Source organism: Bacillus sp. Brlt_9 (genome assembly GCF_051948935.1).
Taxonomy (GTDB): domain Bacteria; phylum Bacillota; class Bacilli; order Bacillales; family Bacillaceae_G; genus Bacillus_A.
In genome coordinates this window covers 141,037-164,643 of the sequence record NZ_JAYJLO010000002.1, presented here as the reverse complement: position 1 = coordinate 164,643, position 23,607 = coordinate 141,037, and the positions used below count along the sequence as shown (strand labels likewise).

28 protein-coding genes are annotated in these 23,607 nt (G+C 39.4%); 7 read left to right on the top strand and 21 right to left on the bottom strand.

All coding sequences use genetic code 11. The features are described 5' to 3' along the window. Positions 1-80 precede the first annotated feature (80 nt). Positions 81-1,487, bottom strand: a complete 1,407-nt coding sequence (gene pepV, locus VF726_RS07055; protein ID WP_440166984.1) for a dipeptidase PepV — start codon at positions 1,485-1,487, stop codon at positions 81-83. 357 nt (positions 1,488-1,844) lie between these two features. Between pepV and VF726_RS07050 the strand changes: the two genes are divergently transcribed. Next, a complete protein-coding gene (locus VF726_RS07050) occupies positions 1,845-2,066 on the top strand; it encodes a DeoR family transcriptional regulator (RefSeq protein ID WP_000805512.1) in 222 nt (73 codons plus the stop codon). An 81-nt stretch (positions 2,067-2,147) separates the two neighbouring features. Here VF726_RS07050 and VF726_RS07045 read toward each other — a convergent pair whose 3' ends face one another. After that, entirely contained in the window at positions 2,148-2,876 is a 729-nt protein-coding gene (locus VF726_RS07045) for a pseudouridine synthase (RefSeq protein WP_429606091.1), read from the bottom strand. Between the two features lie 41 nt (positions 2,877-2,917). Beyond that, positions 2,918-4,570: a putative polysaccharide biosynthesis protein gene (locus VF726_RS07040; protein WP_440166980.1), complete on the bottom strand. Its 1,653-nt coding sequence runs from the start codon at positions 4,568-4,570 to the stop codon at positions 2,918-2,920. 298 nt (positions 4,571-4,868) lie between these two features. Between VF726_RS07040 and VF726_RS07035 the strand changes: the two genes are divergently transcribed. Together VF726_RS07035 and VF726_RS07030 are read left to right on the top strand one after the other, a co-directional pair. After that, positions 4,869-6,140, top strand: a complete 1,272-nt coding sequence (locus VF726_RS07035; protein ID WP_440166978.1) for an NAD(P)/FAD-dependent oxidoreductase — start codon at positions 4,869-4,871, stop codon at positions 6,138-6,140. Between the two features lie 277 nt (positions 6,141-6,417). Continuing rightward, positions 6,418-7,854, top strand: coding sequence for an MDR family MFS transporter (locus VF726_RS07030; protein ID WP_440166976.1), 1,437 nt, complete (start codon positions 6,418-6,420; stop codon positions 7,852-7,854). A 31-nt stretch (positions 7,855-7,885) separates the two neighbouring features. On the opposite strand, the gene VF726_RS07025 is transcribed toward VF726_RS07030, so the two are convergent. Both VF726_RS07025 and VF726_RS07020 read right to left on the bottom strand, forming a co-directional pair. Continuing rightward, the gene (locus tag VF726_RS07025) at positions 7,886-8,209 is read right to left on the bottom strand and encodes an ArsR/SmtB family transcription factor (protein WP_016512230.1); all 324 of its coding nucleotides are present in this window, start codon (positions 8,207-8,209) and stop codon (positions 7,886-7,888) included. After that, entirely contained in the window at positions 8,210-8,641 is a 432-nt protein-coding gene (locus tag VF726_RS07020; protein WP_440166974.1) for an SRPBCC family protein, read from the bottom strand. Positions 8,642-9,063: 422 nt separating this feature from the next. Between VF726_RS07020 and VF726_RS07015 the strand changes: the two genes are divergently transcribed. Further along, positions 9,064-9,291 carry a DUF3973 domain-containing protein gene (locus tag VF726_RS07015; RefSeq protein ID WP_048528729.1) on the top strand — a complete coding sequence of 76 codons (228 nt, stop codon included), beginning with the start codon at positions 9,064-9,066 and terminating at the stop codon, positions 9,289-9,291. Positions 9,292-9,325: 34 nt separating this feature from the next. On the opposite strand, the gene VF726_RS07010 is transcribed toward VF726_RS07015, so the two are convergent. Both VF726_RS07010 and VF726_RS07005 read right to left on the bottom strand, forming a co-directional pair. Further along, the gene (locus VF726_RS07010; protein ID WP_000621751.1) at positions 9,326-9,508 is read right to left on the bottom strand and encodes a sporulation protein Cse60; all 183 of its coding nucleotides are present in this window, start codon (positions 9,506-9,508) and stop codon (positions 9,326-9,328) included. Between the two features lies 1 nt (position 9,509). After that, a complete protein-coding gene (locus VF726_RS07005; RefSeq protein ID WP_000533797.1) occupies positions 9,510-9,746 on the bottom strand; it encodes a DUF2553 family protein in 237 nt (78 codons plus the stop codon). A gap of 255 nt (positions 9,747-10,001) precedes the next feature. Between VF726_RS07005 and VF726_RS07000 the strand changes: the two genes are divergently transcribed. After that, complete coding sequence (locus VF726_RS07000; RefSeq protein ID WP_001998466.1) at positions 10,002-10,496, top strand: CarD family transcriptional regulator; 495 nt, start codon at positions 10,002-10,004, stop codon at positions 10,494-10,496. A gap of 74 nt (positions 10,497-10,570) precedes the next feature. Here the strand turns inward: VF726_RS07000 and VF726_RS06995 are convergent, their stop codons facing one another. The 7 genes from VF726_RS06995 to moeA all read right to left on the bottom strand — a co-directional run bounded on the left by VF726_RS06995 (position 10,571) and on the right by moeA (position 15,248). Continuing rightward, complete coding sequence (locus VF726_RS06995) at positions 10,571-11,356, bottom strand: glucose 1-dehydrogenase (protein ID WP_440166970.1); 786 nt, start codon at positions 11,354-11,356, stop codon at positions 10,571-10,573. A 13-nt stretch (positions 11,357-11,369) separates the two neighbouring features. Further along, complete coding sequence (gene glcU, locus VF726_RS06990) at positions 11,370-12,227, bottom strand: glucose uptake protein GlcU (RefSeq protein ID WP_144612200.1); 858 nt, start codon at positions 12,225-12,227, stop codon at positions 11,370-11,372. A 36-nt stretch (positions 12,228-12,263) separates the two neighbouring features. After that, positions 12,264-12,683, bottom strand: coding sequence for a DUF3888 domain-containing protein (locus VF726_RS06985; protein WP_440166966.1), 420 nt, complete (start codon positions 12,681-12,683; stop codon positions 12,264-12,266). A gap of 93 nt (positions 12,684-12,776) precedes the next feature. After that, positions 12,777-13,010 (bottom strand): molybdopterin converting factor subunit 1, encoded by a 234-nt coding sequence (gene moaD, locus VF726_RS06980; protein WP_048528724.1) that lies wholly within the window; start codon positions 13,008-13,010, stop codon positions 12,777-12,779. Positions 13,011-13,012: 2 nt separating this feature from the next. Beyond that, positions 13,013-13,477 carry a molybdopterin synthase catalytic subunit MoaE gene (gene moaE, locus VF726_RS06975; RefSeq protein WP_440166964.1) on the bottom strand — a complete coding sequence of 155 codons (465 nt, stop codon included), beginning with the start codon at positions 13,475-13,477 and terminating at the stop codon, positions 13,013-13,015. After that, positions 13,474-13,989, bottom strand: coding sequence for a molybdopterin-guanine dinucleotide biosynthesis protein B (gene mobB / locus VF726_RS06970; protein ID WP_440166962.1), 516 nt, complete (start codon positions 13,987-13,989; stop codon positions 13,474-13,476). Before mobB ends, moaE begins: the two co-directional genes overlap by 4 nt. Next, a complete protein-coding gene (moeA, locus tag VF726_RS06965; protein ID WP_440166960.1) occupies positions 13,959-15,248 on the bottom strand; it encodes a molybdopterin molybdotransferase MoeA in 1,290 nt (429 codons plus the stop codon). The genes mobB and moeA overlap by 31 nt, the downstream gene beginning before the upstream one ends. Before the next feature lie 83 nt (positions 15,249-15,331). Between moeA and moaC the strand changes: the two genes are divergently transcribed. Then, positions 15,332-15,817, top strand: coding sequence for a cyclic pyranopterin monophosphate synthase MoaC (gene moaC, locus VF726_RS06960; RefSeq protein ID WP_000094145.1), 486 nt, complete (start codon positions 15,332-15,334; stop codon positions 15,815-15,817). Between the two features lie 36 nt (positions 15,818-15,853). On the opposite strand, the gene VF726_RS06955 is transcribed toward moaC, so the two are convergent. The 6 genes from VF726_RS06955 to VF726_RS06930 form a co-directional block, all read right to left on the bottom strand. Beyond that, the gene (locus VF726_RS06955) at positions 15,854-16,867 is read right to left on the bottom strand and encodes a molybdopterin-synthase adenylyltransferase MoeB (protein ID WP_440166958.1); all 1,014 of its coding nucleotides are present in this window, start codon (positions 16,865-16,867) and stop codon (positions 15,854-15,856) included. A 16-nt stretch (positions 16,868-16,883) separates the two neighbouring features. Beyond that, complete coding sequence (gene moaA, locus VF726_RS06950; protein WP_440166956.1) at positions 16,884-17,897, bottom strand: GTP 3',8-cyclase MoaA; 1,014 nt, start codon at positions 17,895-17,897, stop codon at positions 16,884-16,886. 173 nt (positions 17,898-18,070) lie between these two features. Further along, the gene (locus VF726_RS06945; protein WP_440166954.1) at positions 18,071-20,926 is read right to left on the bottom strand and encodes a BclA-related collagen-like exosporium protein; all 2,856 of its coding nucleotides are present in this window, start codon (positions 20,924-20,926) and stop codon (positions 18,071-18,073) included. 116 nt (positions 20,927-21,042) lie between these two features. Further along, on the bottom strand, positions 21,043-21,366 hold the full coding sequence (locus VF726_RS06940; RefSeq protein WP_440166952.1) for a hypothetical protein: 324 nt from the start codon (positions 21,364-21,366) through the stop codon (positions 21,043-21,045). A gap of 20 nt (positions 21,367-21,386) precedes the next feature. Beyond that, entirely contained in the window at positions 21,387-21,611 is a 225-nt protein-coding gene (locus VF726_RS06935; protein WP_000512461.1) for a spore germination protein, read from the bottom strand. A 77-nt stretch (positions 21,612-21,688) separates the two neighbouring features. Beyond that, positions 21,689-21,994: a rhodanese-like domain-containing protein gene (locus VF726_RS06930; RefSeq protein ID WP_000141212.1), complete on the bottom strand. Its 306-nt coding sequence runs from the start codon at positions 21,992-21,994 to the stop codon at positions 21,689-21,691. Between the two features lie 199 nt (positions 21,995-22,193). Here VF726_RS06930 and VF726_RS06925 point away from each other — a divergent pair, with 199 nt between their 5' ends. After that, the gene (locus tag VF726_RS06925; protein WP_440166949.1) at positions 22,194-22,376 is read left to right on the top strand and encodes a hypothetical protein; all 183 of its coding nucleotides are present in this window, start codon (positions 22,194-22,196) and stop codon (positions 22,374-22,376) included. Positions 22,377-22,425: 49 nt separating this feature from the next. Here VF726_RS06925 and VF726_RS06920 read toward each other — a convergent pair whose 3' ends face one another. Next, positions 22,426-23,550 carry a homoserine O-succinyltransferase gene (locus VF726_RS06920; protein WP_440166947.1) on the bottom strand — a complete coding sequence of 375 codons (1,125 nt, stop codon included), beginning with the start codon at positions 23,548-23,550 and terminating at the stop codon, positions 22,426-22,428. Positions 23,551-23,607: the final 57 nt, after the last annotated feature.

Here is a 23,607-nt window from a genome sequence, read left to right as displayed (position 1 = left end):
CGACTTAACAACAAACGATACATAACAGAAAACCGTCCCAAAATATGTATCGGGACGGCCTCTTCTTATTTATATATCCACTATTTCGCTAATTCATGAATTGCTTGAGCATAAATCGCCGTCGCTTTTAATAAATCTTCAATTTCAATGTACTCGTCTTTTTGATGCGCAAGCTCTTCTTTTCCAGGGAACAACGGACCAAACGCAACGCCAGCTTTCAATGAACGTGCGTAAGTACCACCGCCGATTGCTAATAGTTCTGCTTTTTCTCCTGTTTGTTCTTCGTATACGCGCTGCAACGTGCGAATTAACACGTGGTCTTTATCAACATGATGCGGACGAGAGTTTGAATAATCCGCTACTTCAAATCCATGAGTACCAACGTATTCTTTTAACTTCGCAATCATCTCTTCAAATTTAGTCGTAACTGGGTAACGTACGTTTAATCCTAAATTCCCACCATTTTCTTTCGTATAAGAAAGGCGACCAACATTCACTGTTAATGGTCCGCTAATATCGTCTTTATAAGAAATACCAGCTTTCTCTCCTAAAATATCACCAGTAAATGTTTCTGTCGCAAATGTTGCAAACGAAGCTCCTTTTCCATCAAGAGCGACTTTCGTTAAGAAGTTTGCCAGTAATAAACCTGCATTCTCACCCTTCTCTGGAGTAGATCCGTGAGCTGAAACCCCTTTAATTTGCAACGTCACCGTATTACCTTCTACAATGGCTTCACCTATTTTTTTAGCAGTTTGTAAATACTCTTCATATGCTACTGTAAGTGCATTTACATCTTCTCCTATAATAATTGCTTCTGCAAAATCAGGAACCATATTTAAACGGCGACCTGATTCAAATGAAACAAGTTCATATGTACCTTTCTTCTCTTCACTACCACTTTGCACAACTTGTATATCAGAAATTCCTTTTTCTGCATTAATAATTGGAAAATCAGCGTCTGGCGCAAAACCGATTGTTGGCATTTCTTCATTTTTAAAGTAGTGATCTACACATTTCCAATTGCTTTCCTCATCTGTTCCTAAAATCATACGAACGCGTTTTGAAAGAGGTAAACCTAATTCTTTCACAATTTTCATCGCATAATAAGCTGCCATCGTTGGGCCTTTATCGTCAATTGCACCGCGCGCAAAAATCTTTCCGTCGCGAATATCTGCACTATATGCAGGAGTCGTCCAGCCATCTCCTTCTGGTACAACGTCAACGTGACAAAGAATACCTACTAACTCTTCTCCTTGTCCCATTTCAAGATGACCTGCATATCCTTCTAAATTTTTAGAAGTAAAACCTTCATTTTCTCCTTTATGTAACATGAAAGATAAAGCTTTTTCTACACCTTCACCGAATGGTGCGCCCTCTTTCGCTGACTCTTCTTCCCATACACTTTTAATTTGTAAAAATTGTTGTGTATCACGAATTAAATCATCTTTTCGTTTTGCAACTTCTTCTGTCCAATTAATTGCTGACATCACGCATCCATCCTTCACTATATTGTTTCTTTCATCATAACAAACCGAAATCTCTTACGCTATACACGAAAACCAAATACCGAACAATTGTAATATTTCAGATATTTCTCATTAGTTTTTCTTTTATTTTTTCAAAAAAATTTGCAGGAATTTGGCGTTTTACGTAGAATTTTATGTGTTAGTTGACTGACCATATATACAATGTCAACTACCAATATTTTTCTATATGAATATTTGTTAAACTTTTGTAAAATTTAAGTAGATTAAAGCATGAATTTTATCATGTAGAGTACAATGGTAGTAACGACCTTCTTTCCTGAATGGGGTCAAAAAAACTAGTAGAGGAGTGGTTTTCTCTTGAAACCTACAACTACTCGTATGCTAACACGCATTAAATCAATTTATATGTACATCAATGAAAACGGAACGGTAACGACGAAAGACCTTGTAGATGAGTTCGGGATCACACCACGAACGATACAACGTGATCTAAATGTGTTGCAGTTTAATGAACTCGTGTATAGCCCTTGCCGCGGTAAGTGGACAACAACAGGAAAGAAAGTGAGAATGACCTCATAACGAAAAATAATTGTATGTAAATAAATACATACCCCTTTCTAACTCATTAGAAAGGGGTCTTTTCTGCGCCTAAAAACAGCACTATTTTTCAGTATCTACTTGATATGTTTTTAACATTTCTACTTCTTCATCTGATAGCTCTCGGTATTGTCCAAGTTCTAGCTCTTCATCTAATACTAACGGTCCCATCTCTGTTCTCTTTAGGTAGACTACTTTTTTCCCTACCGCTTCAAACATACGCTTCACTTGATGGAACTTTCCTTCTGTAATGACAAGCTCGATTTCAGAAATCTCATCGCTTTTTAATATTGTAAGTGCACCTGGCTTTGTTTCATAGCCATCATCTAAAATAACACCTTTAGCGAACTCTTTTACATCCTCTTCTGTTACGACTCCTGCAACGTGTGCATAATATTTTTTCGGCACATGCTTTTTCGGAGATAACAATTGGTGTGATAACTTCCCGTCATTTGTTATTAATAAGAAACCTTCTGTATCGATATCAAGTCGTCCAACTGGGAACGGATCAAAGATTGCATCTTCTAACTCTAATAAATCTATTACCGTTTCATGATTATCATCTTCTGTCGCTGAAATAACACCTTGTGGTTTATGCATCATTAAGTAAACAAACTCTTTATATTCCACAACTTCACCGTGAATCATAACTTCTTGTTCTTCGACATTTACATGAACCTTCGCATCTTTCACTGACGTTCCATCAATTTTCACAACGCCGTCTTTCAATAATTTCTTTACTTCTTTTCTACTTCCATATCCCATATTCGCTAATAATTTATCTAATCTCACGTTTTTCACCTTCTTTGTTTATCATAGAAAAGGGGACGTAATTACGCCCCTTTTGATTTCAACTTTATTTTGAATCTATTGCCAAGTTTACGCTGGATTTTCTCTAACGCTTCTCCACCAAATACTCTTTCAAGTACTCCTGTGCGAATCGCTAACAATCCGTAAACAAGACCACCAATACCTGCACAAATCGCAACTGTAACAAGAGCACCAATTCGGCCATCAGGCGAAATCATGAAGGATAGAATCCATTGTGATAACTTTACAGTAACGACCATTACAAGTGTTAATACTGCAATTTGGAATGTTCTCTTATATACAACACCAAATGAATAATGTACATGTTTTTTGATTTGTCTATTCGTATACCATACGGAAGCTAAGAATCCGACTGCTGTTGCTAAAATCGCTCCAACTGTACCGAAATAACGAATAAAGATTACGTTACATACGAATTTCAAAATAACACCCATAATAAGCGCGACAATCGCATGTTTTTGTTGATTGATTCCTTGCAGAATTGCTGCTGTTACTGTAAATAAAGCGAATAACAACGCAACCGGTGCATACCACATTAATACTTGTCCACCTAGTGGATCTGAGTCGTAAAACGCAGTGTAAATTGGATATGCAAGTGTAGAAATACCGATAACTGCTGGCAATGTTAAGAACATGTTTGCCTGGAATGTTTGTGTAATTTGTAACTTTAAATAACGGTATTGTTTTTCAGTAAATGATTTTGTAATCGCTGGTACAAGCGTTAAACTAAACGCTGTTGCAAGTGATACAGGAATCATAATCAATTTATGCGTCCACATTGTGAAAATACCAAGTGCTCGCTCTGCGATATCACCTTGGCCAATCGCCTGCATAATTGAGTTAAATGTCAATGTATCAATTTGTTGATATAAAGGAATTGTTAACCCAATTACAACGTAAGGAATTGCATATGCAAATAATTCTTTAAACAATTGAACAGTACTCACTGTCGATTCTGGTACAGTTTGTTCAATTAAATATTGATCCAAATGTTTTTTACGTTTTAACCAGTACCAAATTAATACACCGAGTGCTCCAACTGCTGAAACGAATGCTGCAAATGTCGCTACCCCAACTGCTGTTGCAACTGTACCGCCAAGTACTTTAATAACGATAAAACTACCCGCTAATAAAAAGACGATACGAATAATTTGTTCAATAATTTGTGAAACAGTAGTCGGTCCCATTGATTGGTGACCTTGGAAATAACCACGAATTAAACTCGCTGCTGGTACAACAATAAGTGCAAAACTTACAAGACGAATGATCGTCGTAACTTCTTCTACATTACTGTGTATACTTTGTTTACCAAGCATTGCTTCTGCAAACAGTGGCGCCGTCATGTATAGAACTAGGAACGAAAGAACTCCTGTTACTATCATCATAACCATTCCCGAACGGAACATTCTCCGGCTCGTTTTATAATCGCCAAGCGCATTATATTTGGAAACAAATTTGGAAACAGCAAGCGGCACCCCTGCCGTTGCAATACTTAAAAAGATCGTATATGGAATGTATCCATATGTATAGAGCGTTCCGCCTTCTGTCCCTACTAATGCATGAAACGGAAAGACGTAAATCATGCCTAAGAACTTTACTAAAAATGTCCCTAACGTAACAATAAGCGTTCCGCGCAGAAATTTCGAATCGGACATACAAAAATCCTCCTACATCTACATAAAGTGAAACTATAATTTGCAGGGAAGGTGTTAACTCCCTACTCTTTATTAGTTGAACTATTCGAGCATTTACAGGCTACCAAATTCCCTTTTTATTTCTCTTACATCTTAAGGTTTTTATATTATTGCCCACAAATAGCAGGATAGTGCTGAACTCTAACTTTTGTATTGTACCACAATTCTCTCCTTAAGCAGTACTTCACTCTATTTTTCTTTTAAGGGAAAACATGCTATTCTTTTAGGCAGGAAATGTAGAAAATGAGGTCGATATATTATGCATTATGATGTTATTGTCATCGGCGGCGGGCCTTCTGGTCTAATGGCTGCAATCGGTGCTGCAGAAGAAGGCGCAAGCGTCTTACTTCTTGATAAAGGAAATAAACTAGGGCGTAAACTTGCGATTTCTGGTGGTGGCCGTTGTAACGTAACGAACCGTCTACCACTTGATGAGATCGTTAAACATATACCAGGAAATGGCCGCTTCTTATACAGTGCTTTTTCTATTTTTAATAATGAAGATATTATTACATTCTTCGAAAATCTCGGTGTAAAACTGAAAGAAGAGGATCATGGCCGCATGTTCCCTGTTTCAAATAAAGCACAGTCAGTAGTAGACGCACTTTTAACACGATTAAAAGATTTAGGTGTAAAGATGCGTACGAATACACCTGTTGAAACGATTGAATATGAAAATGGTCAAACGAAAGCAGTCGTACTAAAGACTGGCGAAGTGCTAGAAACAAATCACGTCGTTATCGCTGTTGGCGGAAAATCTGTTCCTCAGACTGGTTCTACTGGCGACGGATATGCTTGGGCTAAAAAAGCTGGTCATACAATTACAGAATTATTCCCAACAGAAGTACCAATCCTTTCGAACGAACCATTTATTCAAGACCGTTCACTGCAAGGACTCGCTTTACGAGACGTAAACTTAAGTGTATTAAATCCGAAAGGAAAGGCTATCATTTCTCACAAAATGGACATGCTCTTCACTCATTTCGGCCTATCTGGTCCTGCTGCTCTTCGTTGTAGTCAATTCGTCGTGAAAGCACTGAAAAAGTTTAAAACGAATACAGTACAAATGAGTATTGATGCATTACCAGAAGAAAATAGTGAACAACTATTCCAGCGCATGCTGAAACAAATGAAAGAAGATCCGAAAAAAGGAATTAAAAACGTTTTAAAAGGTTATGTTCCTGAACGTTACTTCCTATTCTTATTAGAAAAAAATGAAATTGACGGTAGTGAACAAGCTGGACAAGTTTCTCATGAAAAGATTCGTGCACTTGTGAAAGACTTTAAAGAATTTACTGTGAATGTAAATGGTACGCAGTCAATTGAAAAAGCATTCGTTACTGGCGGCGGTGTATCCGTTAAAGAAATTAACCCGAAAGAAATGTCTTCTAAATTCACGAACGGCTTATATTTCTGCGGAGAAGTTCTTGATATTCACGGTTATACTGGTGGTTATAACATTACATCTGCCCTTGTTACTGGTAGAATTGCCGGAACAACAGCTGGAGAAAACGCGAAAATGCAATATTAAAAAAAGAAACAGGGATTCCTGTTTCTTTTTTTATAGGTACATGAAACTATTATCGGCGGTTTTTCAAATATATCAGCGATTTTCACGATATATCGGCGATTCTCCAAATTTATCAGCGATTACGCAAATTTATCGGCAATTTCACCAAAACATATATCAACTTGCCGACCAATGCCCATTCCTCATAACATCCTAGTGCTTTTTTATTGCTTTATTTACCTTAGTACCTTTATATTTTATATTGTTGAATATTTGAAAAAGGGTAAGGGGAAAACATATGAGAAAAAAAGTCATGATGTCTTTAATGCTAATGACGTTTCTTTCTGCGGTAGAAGGAACGATTGTTAGTACAGCAATTCCTCGTATAACGAGTGATTTATCAGGCGTCGAACTTGTTAGTTGGGTATATGCAATTTATATGCTTGCAACAGCAGTTTCGACTCCAATATACGGAAAGCTTGCTGATTTATTTGGCCGTAAAAAAGTTTTACTTATCGGAGCTACCATCTTTTTAGTTGGTTCTGCACTTTGCGGAGTCGTTACATCGATGGAACAATTAATTTTCTTCCGCGCTCTTCAAGGTATTGGTGCTGGTGCTGTTATGCCGATCACAATGACAATTATTGGAGACTTATATAGCGAAGCGAAAGACCGCGCGAAAGCACAAGGCTGGATGAGTGCCGTTTGGGGTGTATCTGGTGTTATCGGACCGTTAGTAGGTGGATTTTTAGTTGATTCCCTATCTTGGCGTTATATTTTCTTCTTAAACGTTCCATTCGGAATTATCGCTTGCTTAATGATTGCCATTTACTACAAAGAATCTATTAAGCCAGCTAAACACCATATCGATTATCTTGGTGCAACAGTCTTCTCATTAAGTACGATTGCTCTACTATACGCATTATTAACAGGTAGCAGTAAGCAAAACTGGGGAGACATTACAATTATCGGCCTATTAATCTTTGCCGTTGTTTCATTCATTATTTTCTTATTCATCGAGAAAAAATCTCCGGAACCATTAATTCCGCTAGCACTTTTCTCTAACCGTACATTATCTACGATAAACATATTAACGCTTATTGCTGGCGCAATGATCATTAGTATTACAATGTACCTTCCAATTTGGAGCCAAGGTGTATTAGGAAAAAATGCAACGGAAGCTGGACTTATTTTAATGCCAATCCCTGTTATGTGGACCTTTGGCGCTATTTTCTCCGGTAACTTAGTAGGCAAATTAAAAACGAAACAAATCATTTTACTTGGGGCTAGCATTTTATCAGTCGCTACATTCTTATTATTTACATTATCAACAAATTCACCATCGTTCCTTATTTATGTAGCAGTCGGATTATTCGGCTTAGGAATGGGGCTTGTGACACCAATTTATATGGTAACAATTCAAGCAGCCGTACCAGCTCATACACGCGGAACAGCCGTTGGTTTAAACACATTTATTAATACATTTAGTCAAACGTTAGGTGCTGCAATATTCGGTACAATTTTCAATACGATGATTCACGCACGCGGCATTAAAAACCTTGATCTTGTATCTGGCGGACACGGCGGAACTACAGCAAACGTAGCCACTGAATCACAATCCGCATTAGCAGCAAGTGTACACGTCATTTATATGAGCACTTTCGTATTAGCAGTGTGTACATTAATTATCGCTTGGCTTTTATTAAAGCCAGCTACACAAACAAGTGAGCAATAATAAAGAGGATGACCATTTCGGTCATCCTCTTTTATTCTTCATTCTCTACAATATGTTTCAGCATGGACAATTTATTATCCCAAAAACGTTCATAGTACGAGAGCCACTGTTGTAATTCCTCTAATGGTTCTGGATGCAAACGATATATCTTCTCTCTTCCGCTCTTTCTTCCGCTTACTAAATTCGCTTCTGAAAGAATATGAAGATGCTTTACAACCGCAGTACGGCTCATCGGAAAATAATCCGTTATTTTGGAAATCGGTAACTCTTTATCACTTAATAACCGTATTACTTCTCGGCGGGTTGGGTCAGCAATTGCTTGAAATACATCATATTTCGCTGCTGATGAGGACACTTAGCCTTCAACAACCTTTTTCAGTTTTTCATTTACAATCGCTACCCAGCCTCCGCTCATTCTATCGCGAATAATAGAGCTCTTCGCATTCGCTTTCGGAAGAATTTCATCAGGATGTTTCCAGCCGCCGTGAATTAACGTAAATTCTGTTTTATTCTCTCCTAGGTCTTTCAGATTAAATGAAACAACCCAGCCATCTGTATCCCATGAGAAAGATAGGTGGTTCGGCTCATCGATTTCTAACACTTTACATGGTGATGGCCCAAATGGTGATTGCACATGAAATTCATGTCCTACCTCTAATACAAAATCATTTGGCATAAACCATGACGCAATCCCTTCTGCAGTTGATACTACATTCCATACTTTTTGAATAGACGCGTTAAAAACGATCGTTTGTTTAATATCAGTTAATGTATTTTGTTGTTCCATTTTCATTCTCCTTTATTCAGCACTCAAATATAACACCTTTTGGTTTCATTTAGATGATATAACACCTTTTAGTTTCATGTCAACGCTAATTCTTTTTTACTGTTGAGAAATTGTCAACATTTTTTCAACAGGACAAACACCCTTTGAGCATTCCCTCATAATATACTCACAAAGGCAACAAAAAATAAAAACTTCTCTCAATATGAAACTCCATCATTCATCTTGAAAGAAGAGCCTTACGTATATCATGCGTAGTGTCTCTCCTCCTTCCCTCAGAGACACTACGCGAGATATGAAAAATCAGAAGGAATATGCCCACCATTTGAGTAGGTAGTTATTTCTCTTCTCCTCAACATTTCCTTAGGAGCGAAATGACTACCCCCTCACTTTTTTCAAACAAAAATAAAAAGGGGATGAAAGCTATGTTCTATTGCATTAACTGCTCTGACATTCACCATGAAAAACATCCGAATGATAAAGTATTCAAAAACGGTTTTTATATTGATCCATTTTTAGGTGATCGTTATCACCTTGGTATGTGTAAAGATGCCCAAAATCATGAGACTGGGGAGCCTCTTTTAAAGACAAAGAATTTAGGCACAACCCAATCTATTATGAACGTATTACCGACACATGTTGTCCCAACATAAAGCATAAAAAAGAGCTGGCTCACCCAGCTCTTTTTTATGCTTTATAAACGATCATTGCCGAAAAACAATAAATTTGGTTTTCGTCATCGTTAATGGAAACACCAACTTGATACTTAATATCCACAAAATTACTATCATCAATCTTTTTCAAAAACACATTTACAGCGTCTTCTAAGTCTTTTTCGTGACTTTCATCAAACACTTTCACACGAATCATGTTAACACCATCCTAGATCGCAGCCCTCCGCCGCTTGATTATTGCCACGGTGCGTATCTATGATGCGATAAAATTTTCCGTCTTCATATATATATCCGTCTTCTAACACATATTGTTTACCTTCAGTATAGACATAAAACTTACCTATCATAAATTTACTCGTATATAATTCCAAACAATCTGGTCTAAATTTAGCTACAACTTTATTTGTAATATCAATTTTTATTGTGCGCCCCACCTTCTCTCCCTCCTTTGCAAAGAACGGATTTAGGTATATTGTATTAGCGATTTTACATTTTATGCTTAAAAATAAGTGGATATGCCTACCTTTTTCACCTGTACTATTTTTCTAAAAAAATCATAGATAAGTAAGGGCAAAAAATATATATAAAAAAAGAGCTTTTACTTATTGACTCAAATATAATTATTATGGTATTATATAAAATTTGACATTTTTATTCACTTGTGTTACCATTAAAGATGGTTACCACATATGGAGGTGGATGATTTGTTTCAAATTGGTGATAAAATCGTTTATCCAATGAACGGCGCAGGAGTCATCGAAGCCATTGAAGAGAAGGAAATATTAGGAACTATACGTCAATACTGTGTGATACGTATCATTAGTAAAGATATGCAAGTAATGCTTCCTATGGATCAATTACAAAAATCAGGTATTCGTTATATCGTAGATAAAGGTACGTTAGATGATATACTTCTTGAATTTCAAAACGGGGAATCAGATACATCACTTTCCTGGAAACAAAGATATACAATGAATATGGAAAAAATGAAAAACGGCAATCTGCAAGATAGCGCAGAAGTTGTTCGGGATTTACTTCGCCGCAATAAAGAGAGAGCTTTAAATGCGAGCGAAAAACAAATGCTAGATAATGCCCGAAAAATGATGATTAGCGAAGTTGCACTCGTGCAAAATGTTTCTGAACATCAAGCAACAGAATATCTTCAAGATACAATTAATCATTAAATTTAAAATAGCTGGCCGCTATTTTTTTTTGCTTAAAAAAAGGACAAAGAGGTAAACCTCTTTGTCCTTTTTTATTACCCGCGCCCCGCTTGGAACGATGGATATAACGTCATCCCGCCATCTGCAAATAACGTAATTCCAGTTACGTAACTGGCCTCTGAGGAAGCGAGCCACGTTGCGACTGCTGCTATTTCTTCCGGTTTTCCGATGTATCCCATCGGTATCATACTTTCTACATCAGCACGTTTGTTAGGATCAGCAAACTTCTCTGCATTAATTGGCGTATTTATTGCACCTGGCCCAATATTATTTACGCGAATGCCTTTTGGTGCGTATTCTAGCGCTAACGTTTCTGTCATCAGTTTAATGCCGCCTTTACTCGCCGCATAGTGCACAAATAATGGCCACGGAATTTTCTCATGAACACTCGACATATTAATAACAGATCCTTTAATATCGTGCTCTACAAAATATTTAATCGCTTCTCGGCTTCCTAAAAAAGCACCTGTTAAATTCGTATTAATTACCTTATTCCAATCTTCAAGCTTCATTTCATGCGATGGTACCGCATTTTCTATCCCGGCATTATTAATCATAACATCGAGTGTACCAAATTCTTTCACAGCAGATTGAATGAGGTTCACAACATCAGACTCAACCGTCACATCACCTTTTACAGCAATTGCTTCTCCGCCTACTTTTTTAATTTCTTCTAATACATCATGCGCTTCTGACTCTCGTGAGCGATAGTTAATGACTACTTTCGCTTTTTCCTTAGCAAACCTTACTCCCATCGCTCTTCCAAGACCAGTTGCTGATCCTGTAATAACGACTACTTTTCCTGCTAAATCACTATACATTTCCATACCCCCTTTAACTTTTTGCTATACCTAACATAATTCCGGCTGCAATAATAAAAACGATACCGATAACAATGCCTGTTAATTGACGTTTCGTTTTCTTTTCACCTAATATAAGGATCCCACCAAGTGTTGAAATAATAATTCCCATTTGTGATAGAGAGAAGCTTGTTGCCACTCCAACACGCGGCTGCGAAATGAATAAAAACATATTTCCAGCTGCCCAAATTAACCCTGGAATAATATTTCGTATTGCATATTTATTAAATGGATGATGTTTAAAAGTAAGCAAAATGCCCCCTAACACCATACCGACTGCTTGTGGCAATAAAGCTGACCAACCATCTACGTTAAATAGTCTAATTACTACTACATAAACTAAATAACCGACTGTTGAAATCAATAAAATAATAATGCCTCTTTTAAAATTCCCCGCCTGCTCTGCATTCTTTTCTTCTTCACTTTGAAGTGATGTTAAAATAACGCCGATAATAATACAAATGAGAGCTAATACACCAAGGACGACTGATATTGTCGTAGACCACTCATGAAATACGATGACTCCAAATAAAGTCGTCGCAACTAATTGAAGTCCTGTTGAAATGGGCATCGTCCTCGAAACGCCCATTAAATCAATACTTTTTAATTGATTCGCCTGACCAAGTGCCCAAAATAAACCTGACACAATCCCAACTCCGATAACAGTAGGAGTTAATACGGGCTTCATAAAAATATAAACAACAATCGAGAAAATAAGTGCACCAAACGTTGTACCGAGTGTTTGACTATACGGTCCTCCGCCCAGTTTCACGTTAAATAGCACAATACTTCCCCAAAATAGAGCCGGTAAAATCGCTAAAAGTATGTCCATCGCTCATTACCTTTCTTTACTGAATGTCATAGATTATCACTCTGAAGCATTAGAGTGAGCTTTTATTTTTTCTCTTTCTCGTTCACAAACTTGTTCTGCGATAGCACTAGAAACATTCTTTTCTCGCTCCACTTTCTTTATCTTTACGTGATCTAAATGATCTTCCAAAGTAAGTGTAACTTTATCATTCGGCGGATTATGTGCACCTTGGAACGTAAGAAATTGTAGCGTAATTTCAAATCTAGGAACGAACTCACCATTCTTACCGAGACGCTTTACATTTATAACTGAAGCACATTCAAATTGATCTTCTGTTACTTGTCTAATAACTGAATAATACCTATTCAATAATGTACTCTCTAAAAGCTGTTCCCTCGATTCTTTCGCGAAAGAATCAATTGGAGAAGAGAAAAAGACCGAACATAGCATAATAATAACTACACATATTTTTTTCATAACACCCTCCTTGTTCTATACGTTAGTGTTCGCAAAACTGCTATAAAAAAACGACTTTCCCTATATAGGAAAGTCGTTTTCATAAATCCAATATTAACCACCGCTCACCGGCGGGATTAGCGCAACAACATCACCAGATTGGACCCTGTCATCTTCATTTGCATATTCTTCATTAATCGCAACCATAATTGGCGCTGTCATTGGTACATTATATTCTTTAGCAACAACATCTTTTAACTCTGCAACCGTAATATTTTCTTTCTCTATTTGTAACTCACTTGTTCCTGCTTCCTCTTGCAAGTACGCAAATAATAATACTCGAATCATACTTATAGCTCCCTCCCAGGCTCTCCTGCCGGATATGGCGTTTTTTCTAATTGATCACCAATCCATGAATCCCCATCTTCCCAAAACTCCTTTTTCCAAATCGGAACAATTTGTTTTATGCGTTCCATAATATATTCATTCGCTTCATAAGCCGCTTTACGATGCGGTGTTGAAACAGCAACTACAACCGCGATATCAGAAATTTGTAGTGTACCGATGCGATGTGTAATCGCAACGTGTGTACCTGGCCACTTCTCTTTCACTTCTGAGCCAATTTTCTCTAGCATCTTTTCTGCCATCGTTTTGTAAGCGACGTATTCTAAGTATAATGTACGACGCCCTTTCGTAAACTCCCTAACCGTTCCAATAAATGTTGTAACAGCACCACATTCACGGCGAATAACCTTCTTCGCTACCTCTTCAACCAAGATTTCTGTATCAATTACTTCATAATATGTATTTGTCATTTCGTACTCCTTACCGTTTGTACAAACCAGTCTATATACAAATCTTCTTCTATTATATGAAATACTTTATATTCTTCTCGTAAGTTTGCGGGAGCATCATGCCACGTAATAACCGCTACTATATTTTCTACTTTATGTAGAAGTTCAACGTCTTCCGCAGAACGAAGTAACACTACTTTCGGATAGCTCTCTTTTTTATAGCCTTCAATTAAAATTGTATCCACTTCAAAAAACTCATATAAGCGAATAATGTCTTGTAAGGACCAATCCTCTCTTAATGAAGAAAGCGAAAGTAATCCAGCGCCTTCTACACTACTAACGACAGCACCAGCCTTTCGGTGCCTCTCACTATCTTTTTGCGCTACTTCCGGAAATCCTCCGTGCCCGTGGTGTTTAATGGTAGCAACTTTCATTTTTCGTTCAGCTAACGTATGCACTATTTTCTCAACAAGCGTTGTTTTTCCGCTATTTTGATATCCTACTATTTGTAAGATTGAAGGGGCTTTGCCCATGGCCAATCACATCCCTCGGCGTGCTCTAACAATAATACAGATACTTTCATCCCTGCCTCAAACCCTCTCGTTCCCCCAGGCAACACAATAAAAGCATTCGCATCTGCGAGTGAAGATACGGCACTCGATTTATCTAAACCGACCGGCATCGCTTGTAATGCACCGTCCTCGATTGTCACGTTCGCTCTTACAAAACGAGTAAATGGATTTGGCTTTGGAAAATCTTTTTGTAAAATAGCATCTGCTCTATATACGTGAGGTTCCTTCGCATACAAATATGTTTTTATAATCGGATGCACAAATAACTCAAAGCCCACATAACAAGCTGACGGATTCCCCGATAAACCGAAAAGTAACTTCCCATCAACTTCAGCTACTGTCGTTACACTTCCTGGTCTCATCGCTATTTTATTAAAGAGTACATTTGCCTGTAATCTTTCATAAATAGCCGGCAAGTAGTCATAATCTCCTACCGATACACCGCCTGTCGTAATTAAAATATCAACCTCATTCATCGCTGATTGAACAGCCGTAAAGCATGCATCTAGCTCATCAGCAAGTTGGCCGTAATAACGGACTTTACCTCCGGCTTTCATAATTTGAGCCGCAATCATATAAGAGTTACTATTTCTAATTTTCCCCGGCTGTAAAGACTCATGTACTTCTAACAATTCACTTCCTGTCGTCACAATACCAACAACAGGCTGTTTTACAACTTTCACAGTACTATATCCAAACGTCGCTAATAAAGCCGCAACACCTGGATTAATTGCAACGCCTTTCTGAACGAGAACTTGATTTTGTTTTATATCTTCTCCTTTAAATGACACATTGTCACCACTATGAAAAGGACGCTTTAACTTCATATACGTTTTTCCGTTCTTCTCAAAACCTTCCGTCAGCTCCAGCATTACAACTGCATCACAATCTTCTGGAATAGCTGCTCCCGTCATAATACGAACTGCCTGAAAAGACCCTACTTCTTCTGTAAAAACAAATCCCGCCCCAATTTCTCCTATTACTTCAAACTCAATCGCATTCTCTTGATTCGCTTCTTTCGTATCTTCTGCTCGGATTGCGAAACCATCGTAAGGAGAACGATCAAAATGAGGAACGTCATGATCAGAGACAACATCCTCCCCAAGAATTCTCCCGTAACTTTCCGTAATAGAAACCTCTTCTACTTCACCATTCTTCGAAGATTTCATTACTCTCTCTACTGCCTCAGCAACTTGAATCGGAATTCGTTTTTCTACCATCGTTTCTCACCCCATATTTGCAATTTTTTTTATCTCGATTAAACTTTATATATTAAATAGAAATTACTTCAAGGAGGAATTCCATGTCTTCATTCACACACTTTAATGACCAAGGACGCGCGAAGATGGTTGATATAAGCGACAAAAAAGCAACCGTTCGAACAGCAATTGCGTGCTCTAGCATTGTCGTTACAAAAGAAATTTACGATAAAATCTCTCACAACGAAATCGGGAAAGGTGACGTATTAGCAGTTGCACAAATCGCTGGTATTATGGCTGCGAAACGCACTTCTGATATTATCCCAATGTGCCATCCTTTATTATTAAAAGGTGTTGACGTTTCTTTCGATTGGAAACAATCCGAAGAACAATATCGATTACTTATTGAAGTAAAAGTTAAAACAGAAGGTAGCACCGGTGTTGAAATGGAAGCTTTAACAGCCGCTTCAGCTACCGCTCTTACCGTTTACGATATGTGTAAAGCTGTTGATAAAGGTATGATTATTGGCGAAACGTACTTACTTGAAAAAACAGGTGGAAAAAGTGGAGATTATGCGAGAAAGTCTTAATCTTCTCTCTGTTGAACCTAAAGGGTTTCTTTAGGTTCAACCTATATATCTTGCATATAAACGTTTTGCTACATTTATATCATTCGTCCCATGAATAAACGCCCTGCCATCTGTAAATAAAACAAAACGAAACTCTTCTACCGGAAATGATAATAAGTACGGAGTAGCTTTCACATCCACACTTCTTTGTAAGCGCTTTTTAATTCCCTCTAAATTAAACTCATTCCGCACACCTGGACGGATTTGTACCGTATTTCGGCCACATAACACTTCTGTTTTCGTTTGTGCTTCAAATGTTAAACTTGGATATGTACGTAATCTTCCGCAAGATAGACATGTATCTTTTTTCTGCCTATTCACTTTAAATGCCATCTGTTGATTATTCCAAAGATCAAACGATAACATCGTTTCGCGAAGCGCCCCGTAGTCTTCTACTAATATTTTCAGCGCTTCCGTTATTTGATGCGCAACTACTAATTGTACTGCCGGCTGTATAATACCCGCTGTATCACATGTTGCTCCGCTCGCCGGATGCTCCATTAAACAGCGAAAACACGGTGTTTTTCCTGGTAAAATTGTATACGTTACTCCGTAGCTTCCAACGCAACCACCATATATCCACGGAATATTATACTTTTGTGAAATATCATTAATAAGGAGACGCGTTTCAAAATTATCAGTCGCATCTAATATTAAATCTACATCATTCACTAGCTCTTCCATTTCTTGCACTGTTACATCAGTTACAACCGGATTTATTTCCACCTCAGAATTAATCGCTTTTAAATGCTCTGCCGCTGCTACCGCCTTCGGTTTATACTGCTTCGCGTCTTCTTCTGTATATAATTGTTGCCTTTGTAAATTACTCCATTCTACATAATCACGATCCGCAATTGTTATTTTTCCAACACCTGCTCTAACAATCGCTTCTGCATTTGCCGCACCAAGAGCACCAGCCCCAATAATAAGCACATGCTTCTCTCTAATTTTTCTCTGTCCTTCTTCTCCAACACCAGCAAATAATATTTGTCTTGAATATCGCTCCTGCATACGATAGCCCCCTTTCTTATCCTCCTATATAAGACATTTCAATTTTCGGACGATTTTTCGCACTTTCTTCTGTCCGTTCATCCGAATATCTATCTTTTCTATTCATCCATACATCTTGTATAACTCTTAGTAACTCATTATCCGAAAGCTTTCCTCTCAGAAGTTCCCTTATATCCAACCCTTCTGTCGCAAATAAGCAAGTATAAAACTTTCCATCTGCCGAAATTCTAGCTCTCGTACAAGAAGAACAAAATGACTCAGAAACAGAAGTAATAAAACCGACTTCGACATTTGTTCCAACGTAACGATATCGCTTCGCCACTTCACCGAAATAATGTGCTTCAGCTGGTTCAAGCGGATACACGCTATGAATCATCTCAATTAACTCTCGCTTTGTAACTACTTGATCAAAGTTCCATCCATTTGTACTACCAACATCCATAAACTCAATAAACCTCAGCGTGATTCCTTGCTCTTTAAAATACGCAGCCATCGGAAGTACTTGATGATCGTTCATCCCTTTTTTCACAACCATGTTTACCTTTACATCAAGCCCGGCCTCTTTCGCAGCCATAATTCCCTTTAAAACAGGTTTCGTATTAATATTTCGGCCATTAATGTCCTTAAATACATCGTCATCTATTGCATCTAAACTAACATTTACTCTATGTAATCCAGCTTCTTTTAATACTTTTGCTTGTTTCGTTAAATGAATCGCATTTGTCGTTAACCCTATATCTAACAGCCCGTCAATTTTCACAAGACGTGCAATAAGCTTTGTTAAATCTTTACGAAGCAGCGGCTCGCCACCAGTAAGTCTAATTTTTCGTACACCGATGCTAACAAATAGTTTTGCCAAACGCTCAATTTCATCAAACGTCAGTAAAAACTCATCTTTCAAAAAAGCATAATCTGCCCCAAACACTTCCGCTGGCATACAATATGTACATCTAAAATTGCAACGATCAATGACAGATATACGCAAATCTTGAAGTGGGCGTCCAAAAAAATCTGTAACCATCTCCTGCATCGCCACCCTCCCTTTCTGCCAAATTTCTCTCTTTTCATTCTATTATAATATATTTTCGAACTGCGATGTTTTTGCTCAAGTGAATAAAGTGAAACTTTCCTAACCAATTAGACTCCCTACTTATAACGAGATAAAAAACCTTGAGGCATAAAAGCCCCAAGGTTTTCTCCCTATTAACTTAACCTAATAATAGTTAGCGTAGCTCCTGGTGTTGTCGTAGATAATGTAGCTACTGCAAGTAACCCAAATAACTGCAGACTAACAGCAGCTCCAGCAGACAAATTAGCAATGATTGTCGCATTAAACGAACCTGTAGCTACTGCTGGTGAATTAACGGTTCCTGCAAGTTGAACCCCATTTACAGTTATACGTGAACTTACGAGTAAAGCTGCCGTTATATTAATTGTATAAGCTATATAATAATTCCCTGCGTTCGCAACTGTGAATACAGTATTCGTACCATTAACAGTGATCCCTGGACCAATATTTTGATTGTTCGGTAACGGTACATTTGTCCCGCCTAATAAAACGGAAATAGCGGTTCCTGATGTATTATTCGCAAATGCATACGTTGCAGTTGTACTAACTCCGGTCACACCCGTTGCTCCTGTGGCACCAGTTGCTCCAGCTCCAGTTGGGCCTGTTGGACCTTGGATTCCTTGCGAACCGGTTGAACCAGTTGCTCCGGTTGGGCCTTGTGAACCTGTTACTCCCGTAGGACCTTGGATTCCTTGTGGCCCTTGAATTCCTTGTGGGCCTGTCGCTCCGGTTGCCCCCGTATCTCCTGTTACTCCCGCAGGGCCTTGTGGACCTTGAATTCCTTGGGGACCTTGTGCTCCGGTTGCTCCAGTGTCCCCTGTTGGACCTTGTGGACCTTGCAATCCTTGCACACCTTGGGGACCAGTTGGACCTATTTCACCTTGAACTCCTTGAATTCCGGTTGGGCCTTGTGGACCAGTCGGGCCTTGCACACCTTGTATCCCCTGAATTCCCTGCGGACCTTGTGCTCCGGTTGCCCCTGTCACACCTTGGATCCCTTGGGGTCCTTGATCTCCTTGAATTCCTTGGGGACCCGTTGGACCTTGAATTCCTTGTGGACCTTGGATTCCCTGTGGACCTTGATCTCCTGTCGCCCCAGTTACTCCTTGTATCCCTTGGGGTCCTTGAACACCTTGCGGGCCTGTTGGACCTTGGATCCCTTGCACTCCTTGAATTCCTTGTGGGCCTTGTAAACCCGTAACCCCGGTTGCTCCCGTTTCTCCTGTCGCTCCTGTCACTCCTGTTGAGCCCGTCGCCCCGGTACCTCCAGTTACTCCTGTCACCCCGGTTGCTCCTGTTGGTCCAGGTGGCCCACCAGATGGACCTGTCACTCCCGTCGGACCTGATGGCCCCGTGGGACCAGTCGGTCCTGCAGGCCCTCCAGAAGGACCTGTTATCCCTGTTGGACCTGTTACTCCTGTCGGTCCTGTAGTTCCTTCCCCTGTCGCTCCAGTTACGCCCGTATCTCCTGTTACTCCTGTTGGACCTTGGATTCCTTGAATTCCCTGTGGCCCCTGCACTCCTTGTGCTCCCGTCGAACCTTGGATTCCTTGAATACCTTGAATTCCCTGTGCTCCCATTGGACCTGTTGGACCTATTTCCCCTTGAGTACCTTGAACCCCTTGCGGACCCTCTGGACCGGTTGCTCCTATGTTCCCTTGTACACCTTGAATTCCTGTTGCTCCTTGTGCTCCTGTTGCTCCAGTTTCACCTTGGGGTCCTATAGCCCCCTGTATACCTTGTGGACCTTCTGGACCGGTTGCTCCTATCGGTCCTTGAATTCCCTGTATACCTTGCGGACCCTCTGGACCGGTTGCTCCAGCTGGTCCTGGCACACCTTGGATTCCTTGTGGGCCTTGAAGCCCTTCTGGTCCTTCTGGTCCTGTTGGTCCTATCTCGCCCATCGGCCCTTGTATCCCTTGAACTCCTTGTGGTCCCGTTGCTCCTGTTGGACCTGGTACCCCTTGTATACCTTGTGGACCTTGATCTCCGGTTGCTCCTGTTACACCTTGAGGTCCTATAGGTCCCTGTATACCTTGCAGGCCTTGATCTCCAGTTGCTCCCGTAATCCCTTGAATTCCCTGAACTCCTTGTATTCCTTGTTCACCAGTTACGCCCATCGGACCAGGAATACCTTGAATACCTTGCGGACCTTCTGGACCCGTTGGTCCAATTGGCCCTTGAATCCCTTGTATTCCTTGCAAGCCCTGTGCTCCTGTGCTTCCAGTCGGACCTGTAGTTCCCGCTGCTCCAGTTACCCCTGTACTTCCTGTTGCCCCTGTATTTCCCGTCGCTCCTGTACTTCCACTCGGTCCACCACCCGGACCTGTCGCACCAGTTGGCCCCGTCGGACCAGGAGGTCCTCCTGATGGACCCGTTATCCCTGTTGGACCTGTTATTCCAGTTGGGCCTGTAACACCTTGACCAGTTGCTCCTGTTGTCCCCGTATTTCCACTCGGTCCTTGTGGGCCTTGCATCCCCTGCGCTCCTTGTATCCCTTGTGGACCAGTTGCTCCAGGTAATCCTTGCACACCTTGAATCCCTTGAGGTCCCTCAGGTCCTGTTGCACCAATTGGACCTTGTAATCCTTGTATCCCCTGTACTCCTTGTGCCCCAGTCGCTCCTGTTGGACCAATCGGCCCTTGCAACCCTTGCACGCCTTGAGATCCTGTCGCTCCAGTTTCTCCCTGTGGTCCTCTCAATCCTTGTGGCCCCTGCTGTCCTTCTGGTCCCGTTGCACCTATTGGTCCAACCGGTCCTTGTATACCTTGCACACCTTGAGGTCCTGTCGGGCCCATCTCCCCCATCGTACCTTGTAATCCTCTTGGTCCCTGTGGGCCTGTTGGACCTTGTGGACCGGTTGGGCCTGTAATCCCTATACCCGTAAATCCAGTTGGAACTGGAGGAAAAGTAGGCCCAATAAGTTCTGGTGAAATTCTAAAATTAGGGTTTAACGAATGTTGTTGCCTTTTATTATCGCGCTCTCTCACATTTTCACCACCTACACACCATCTTTTTTACATTACAAACCTCTTCTTAATATGTATTTACAAAAATAATCTCAAAGACTATTTTTATTTTAAATAATAAAAACTCCCTTAATTCCTTAAGGGAGTCCAGCAGTTGAATCCAAATTATCTGTATTTGGGACGGCTTGTGCTATACCCGATACATTTGTACCTTGCCCCATATTTGTTCCTGTTACAGTACCAGCAGGAGTACCTCGTGTATATGTTGTCGTCACCGAATCACCTGGCTGTAAACAAAGCTTTGTCTCCGTCCCTATTACTGTAACAACATCAATCCAAGTACACCCCATAGAACCACTATACGATTTCGTAGCAGTAAATGAATTATCACTCAAATTATCACCGGTAAATATATTCCCAGTGTTATTCACAATAACAAACTCTTTTATACGAGCAGGCATAATCACACTCTACCTTTCCTCTATGAACCTAATGTACGTGTACTCGTTGCTAATGGCGGAAGGAACACTGATGTCCTAATTACCGCTTCTGGCTGTCTTTTCCCATTTAAAAAAATAGCCGCACTCGATCCTCCAGCACCTGCATATATTTTTGCTACAGCTAAAGGTGAGATATCATAACAATCCCCGACATTAACAGCCCCTGTATTATTAATAATTTTTACTTTCCGCAAGTTAATCCCCATTTACCTATCCCCCTTTTGTACACTGTATGCAAAAGAAAAAAACTTGAAACAAACACGTTTCAAGTTTTTCAAGCTACTTATTTAGTTTCTCCCTCATATTGAAGCATACCGCCAACCATGTTCACTGTTTTAAATCCTTGCTCATTTAAATAATGGCATACATTTTCACTGCGCATTCCCGAACGGCAAATAAAGATATATTCATTCTCTTTATCAAAGAAATCTACTTTATTTGGGATATCGCCCATTTTAATATGTACAGCTTCTGGAATTTTGCCTGCCGCTACTTCTTCATCTTCCCTTACGTCTACTAAAAATAAAGTTTCTCCATTTTCTAAACGCTCTTGCACTTCTTCTGTAGTAATTGTTTTAACTTCTGTCATATGTCGTTCCTCCTTATATACAATAAAACCTTTAGTTTCTTCTTTACATAATCATTTCTAATCAATTTTAGCATGCGAAAGAAAGAACGCAAAGAATGGAAAATTTATTTCTCAATTTTCTCGCAAAACTTATTCTTTACAAACATAACTCGTGCATTGTATCCTCAATATACTTGTTTTATGAGAGGAGTCAATGAAAATGACACTTTTTCTTTTCATTATGGGCATCGTTTTCTTAATCGCCGCAATTATTGCACTTAGTATGAAAAATAATAAAAAGATAAAATCACCACAAGAAATGTCATTCTTATTTCTATTGCTTAGTATCGCATTCTTCGGTATAGCAATTGCCACATATATTTTCCGTCTACAAATCATGTAAAAAAAGGTGCCTACTACATACATCGCACCTTTTTCACACCATTTATTTTCTACACAAGGCTAGACACTTTCCGATTTAAAAATTCATAAACTTTCTTTTCAAATAAATGAATATCAAACGCTCCCGCCATATGCCCATTTATACTTTCTATCTCATACACTTCCGCATATTTTCCTTGTTTTTGCAACATGTCTACCATTTTATAATTATAACGTGACGGCTGAAGCAGGTCTTGTTTGCACGGAATCATAAGTACATTTGCTTCTATGTTAGACAATGCCTCTTCTAAAGACGAAAATCCATGCGCAATATCATGTAATAAAACTGCTTTCGCAGTGTACATCCACGAATTTGCATCTACTAACTCTATACTTTTATATGTCACTTTATTTATTTCTTTCTCAAATGATGTTAATGTAGAAAACCTTTCATAAGGGCCTACTTCTATACTATTACGAGGGAATGTTGTTTCATAAAAATGCTCATCAAATGCATTCATAAACATCATTCTATTCGCTAAATGAAGTCCCTTCATTGGCTGCTCTTCTCCATATTTTCCGCCCTTCCAACTTGGATCCAACCTGATAGCCTCAATTGCATTTTGCGCTACATTTACCGACGTAATAATTGGATTTTGCGGATTCGTAATAACACCAATCATCCGCTCTACCATATGAGGATAATGAACAGCCCATTGCTGCGCAATCATCCCGCCAGCTGACGGTCCCATTACAGCATGTAGCCTTACGATTCCCATATCTTTTATTAACTCATATTGCATACGAGCTACATCAAGAAATGTAAAAACCGGAAAATCCATCGCATACTCATCTCCAGTTTCCGGATTAATCGATTTCGGTCCCGTTGTAATTACATAAGGGTTCTTCACTTGCACATTACAAAAATTATCAGTGCATATAACAAAGTATTTATTTGTATCAATTGCTTTTCCAGGTCCAATTAAACCATCCCACCAACCAGACTCCTCATCATGCGCTGTATATTTTCCTGCCGCATGACTAGTTGCACTAAAATAATGACAAACCAAAATCGCATTTGACCTTTCTCTATTTAAAGTACCATACGTCTCATACCCCATTTGAACAGGAATTTCCCTTCCATTTTCAAACGTAAATTCTTTTAAAATAAACTTCTCCTTTTTTACAATTTGCACAGACTCTCCCTCTTCCCGTTATAAGTATGAACTGCTTACTACATGTTTTTTTCTATG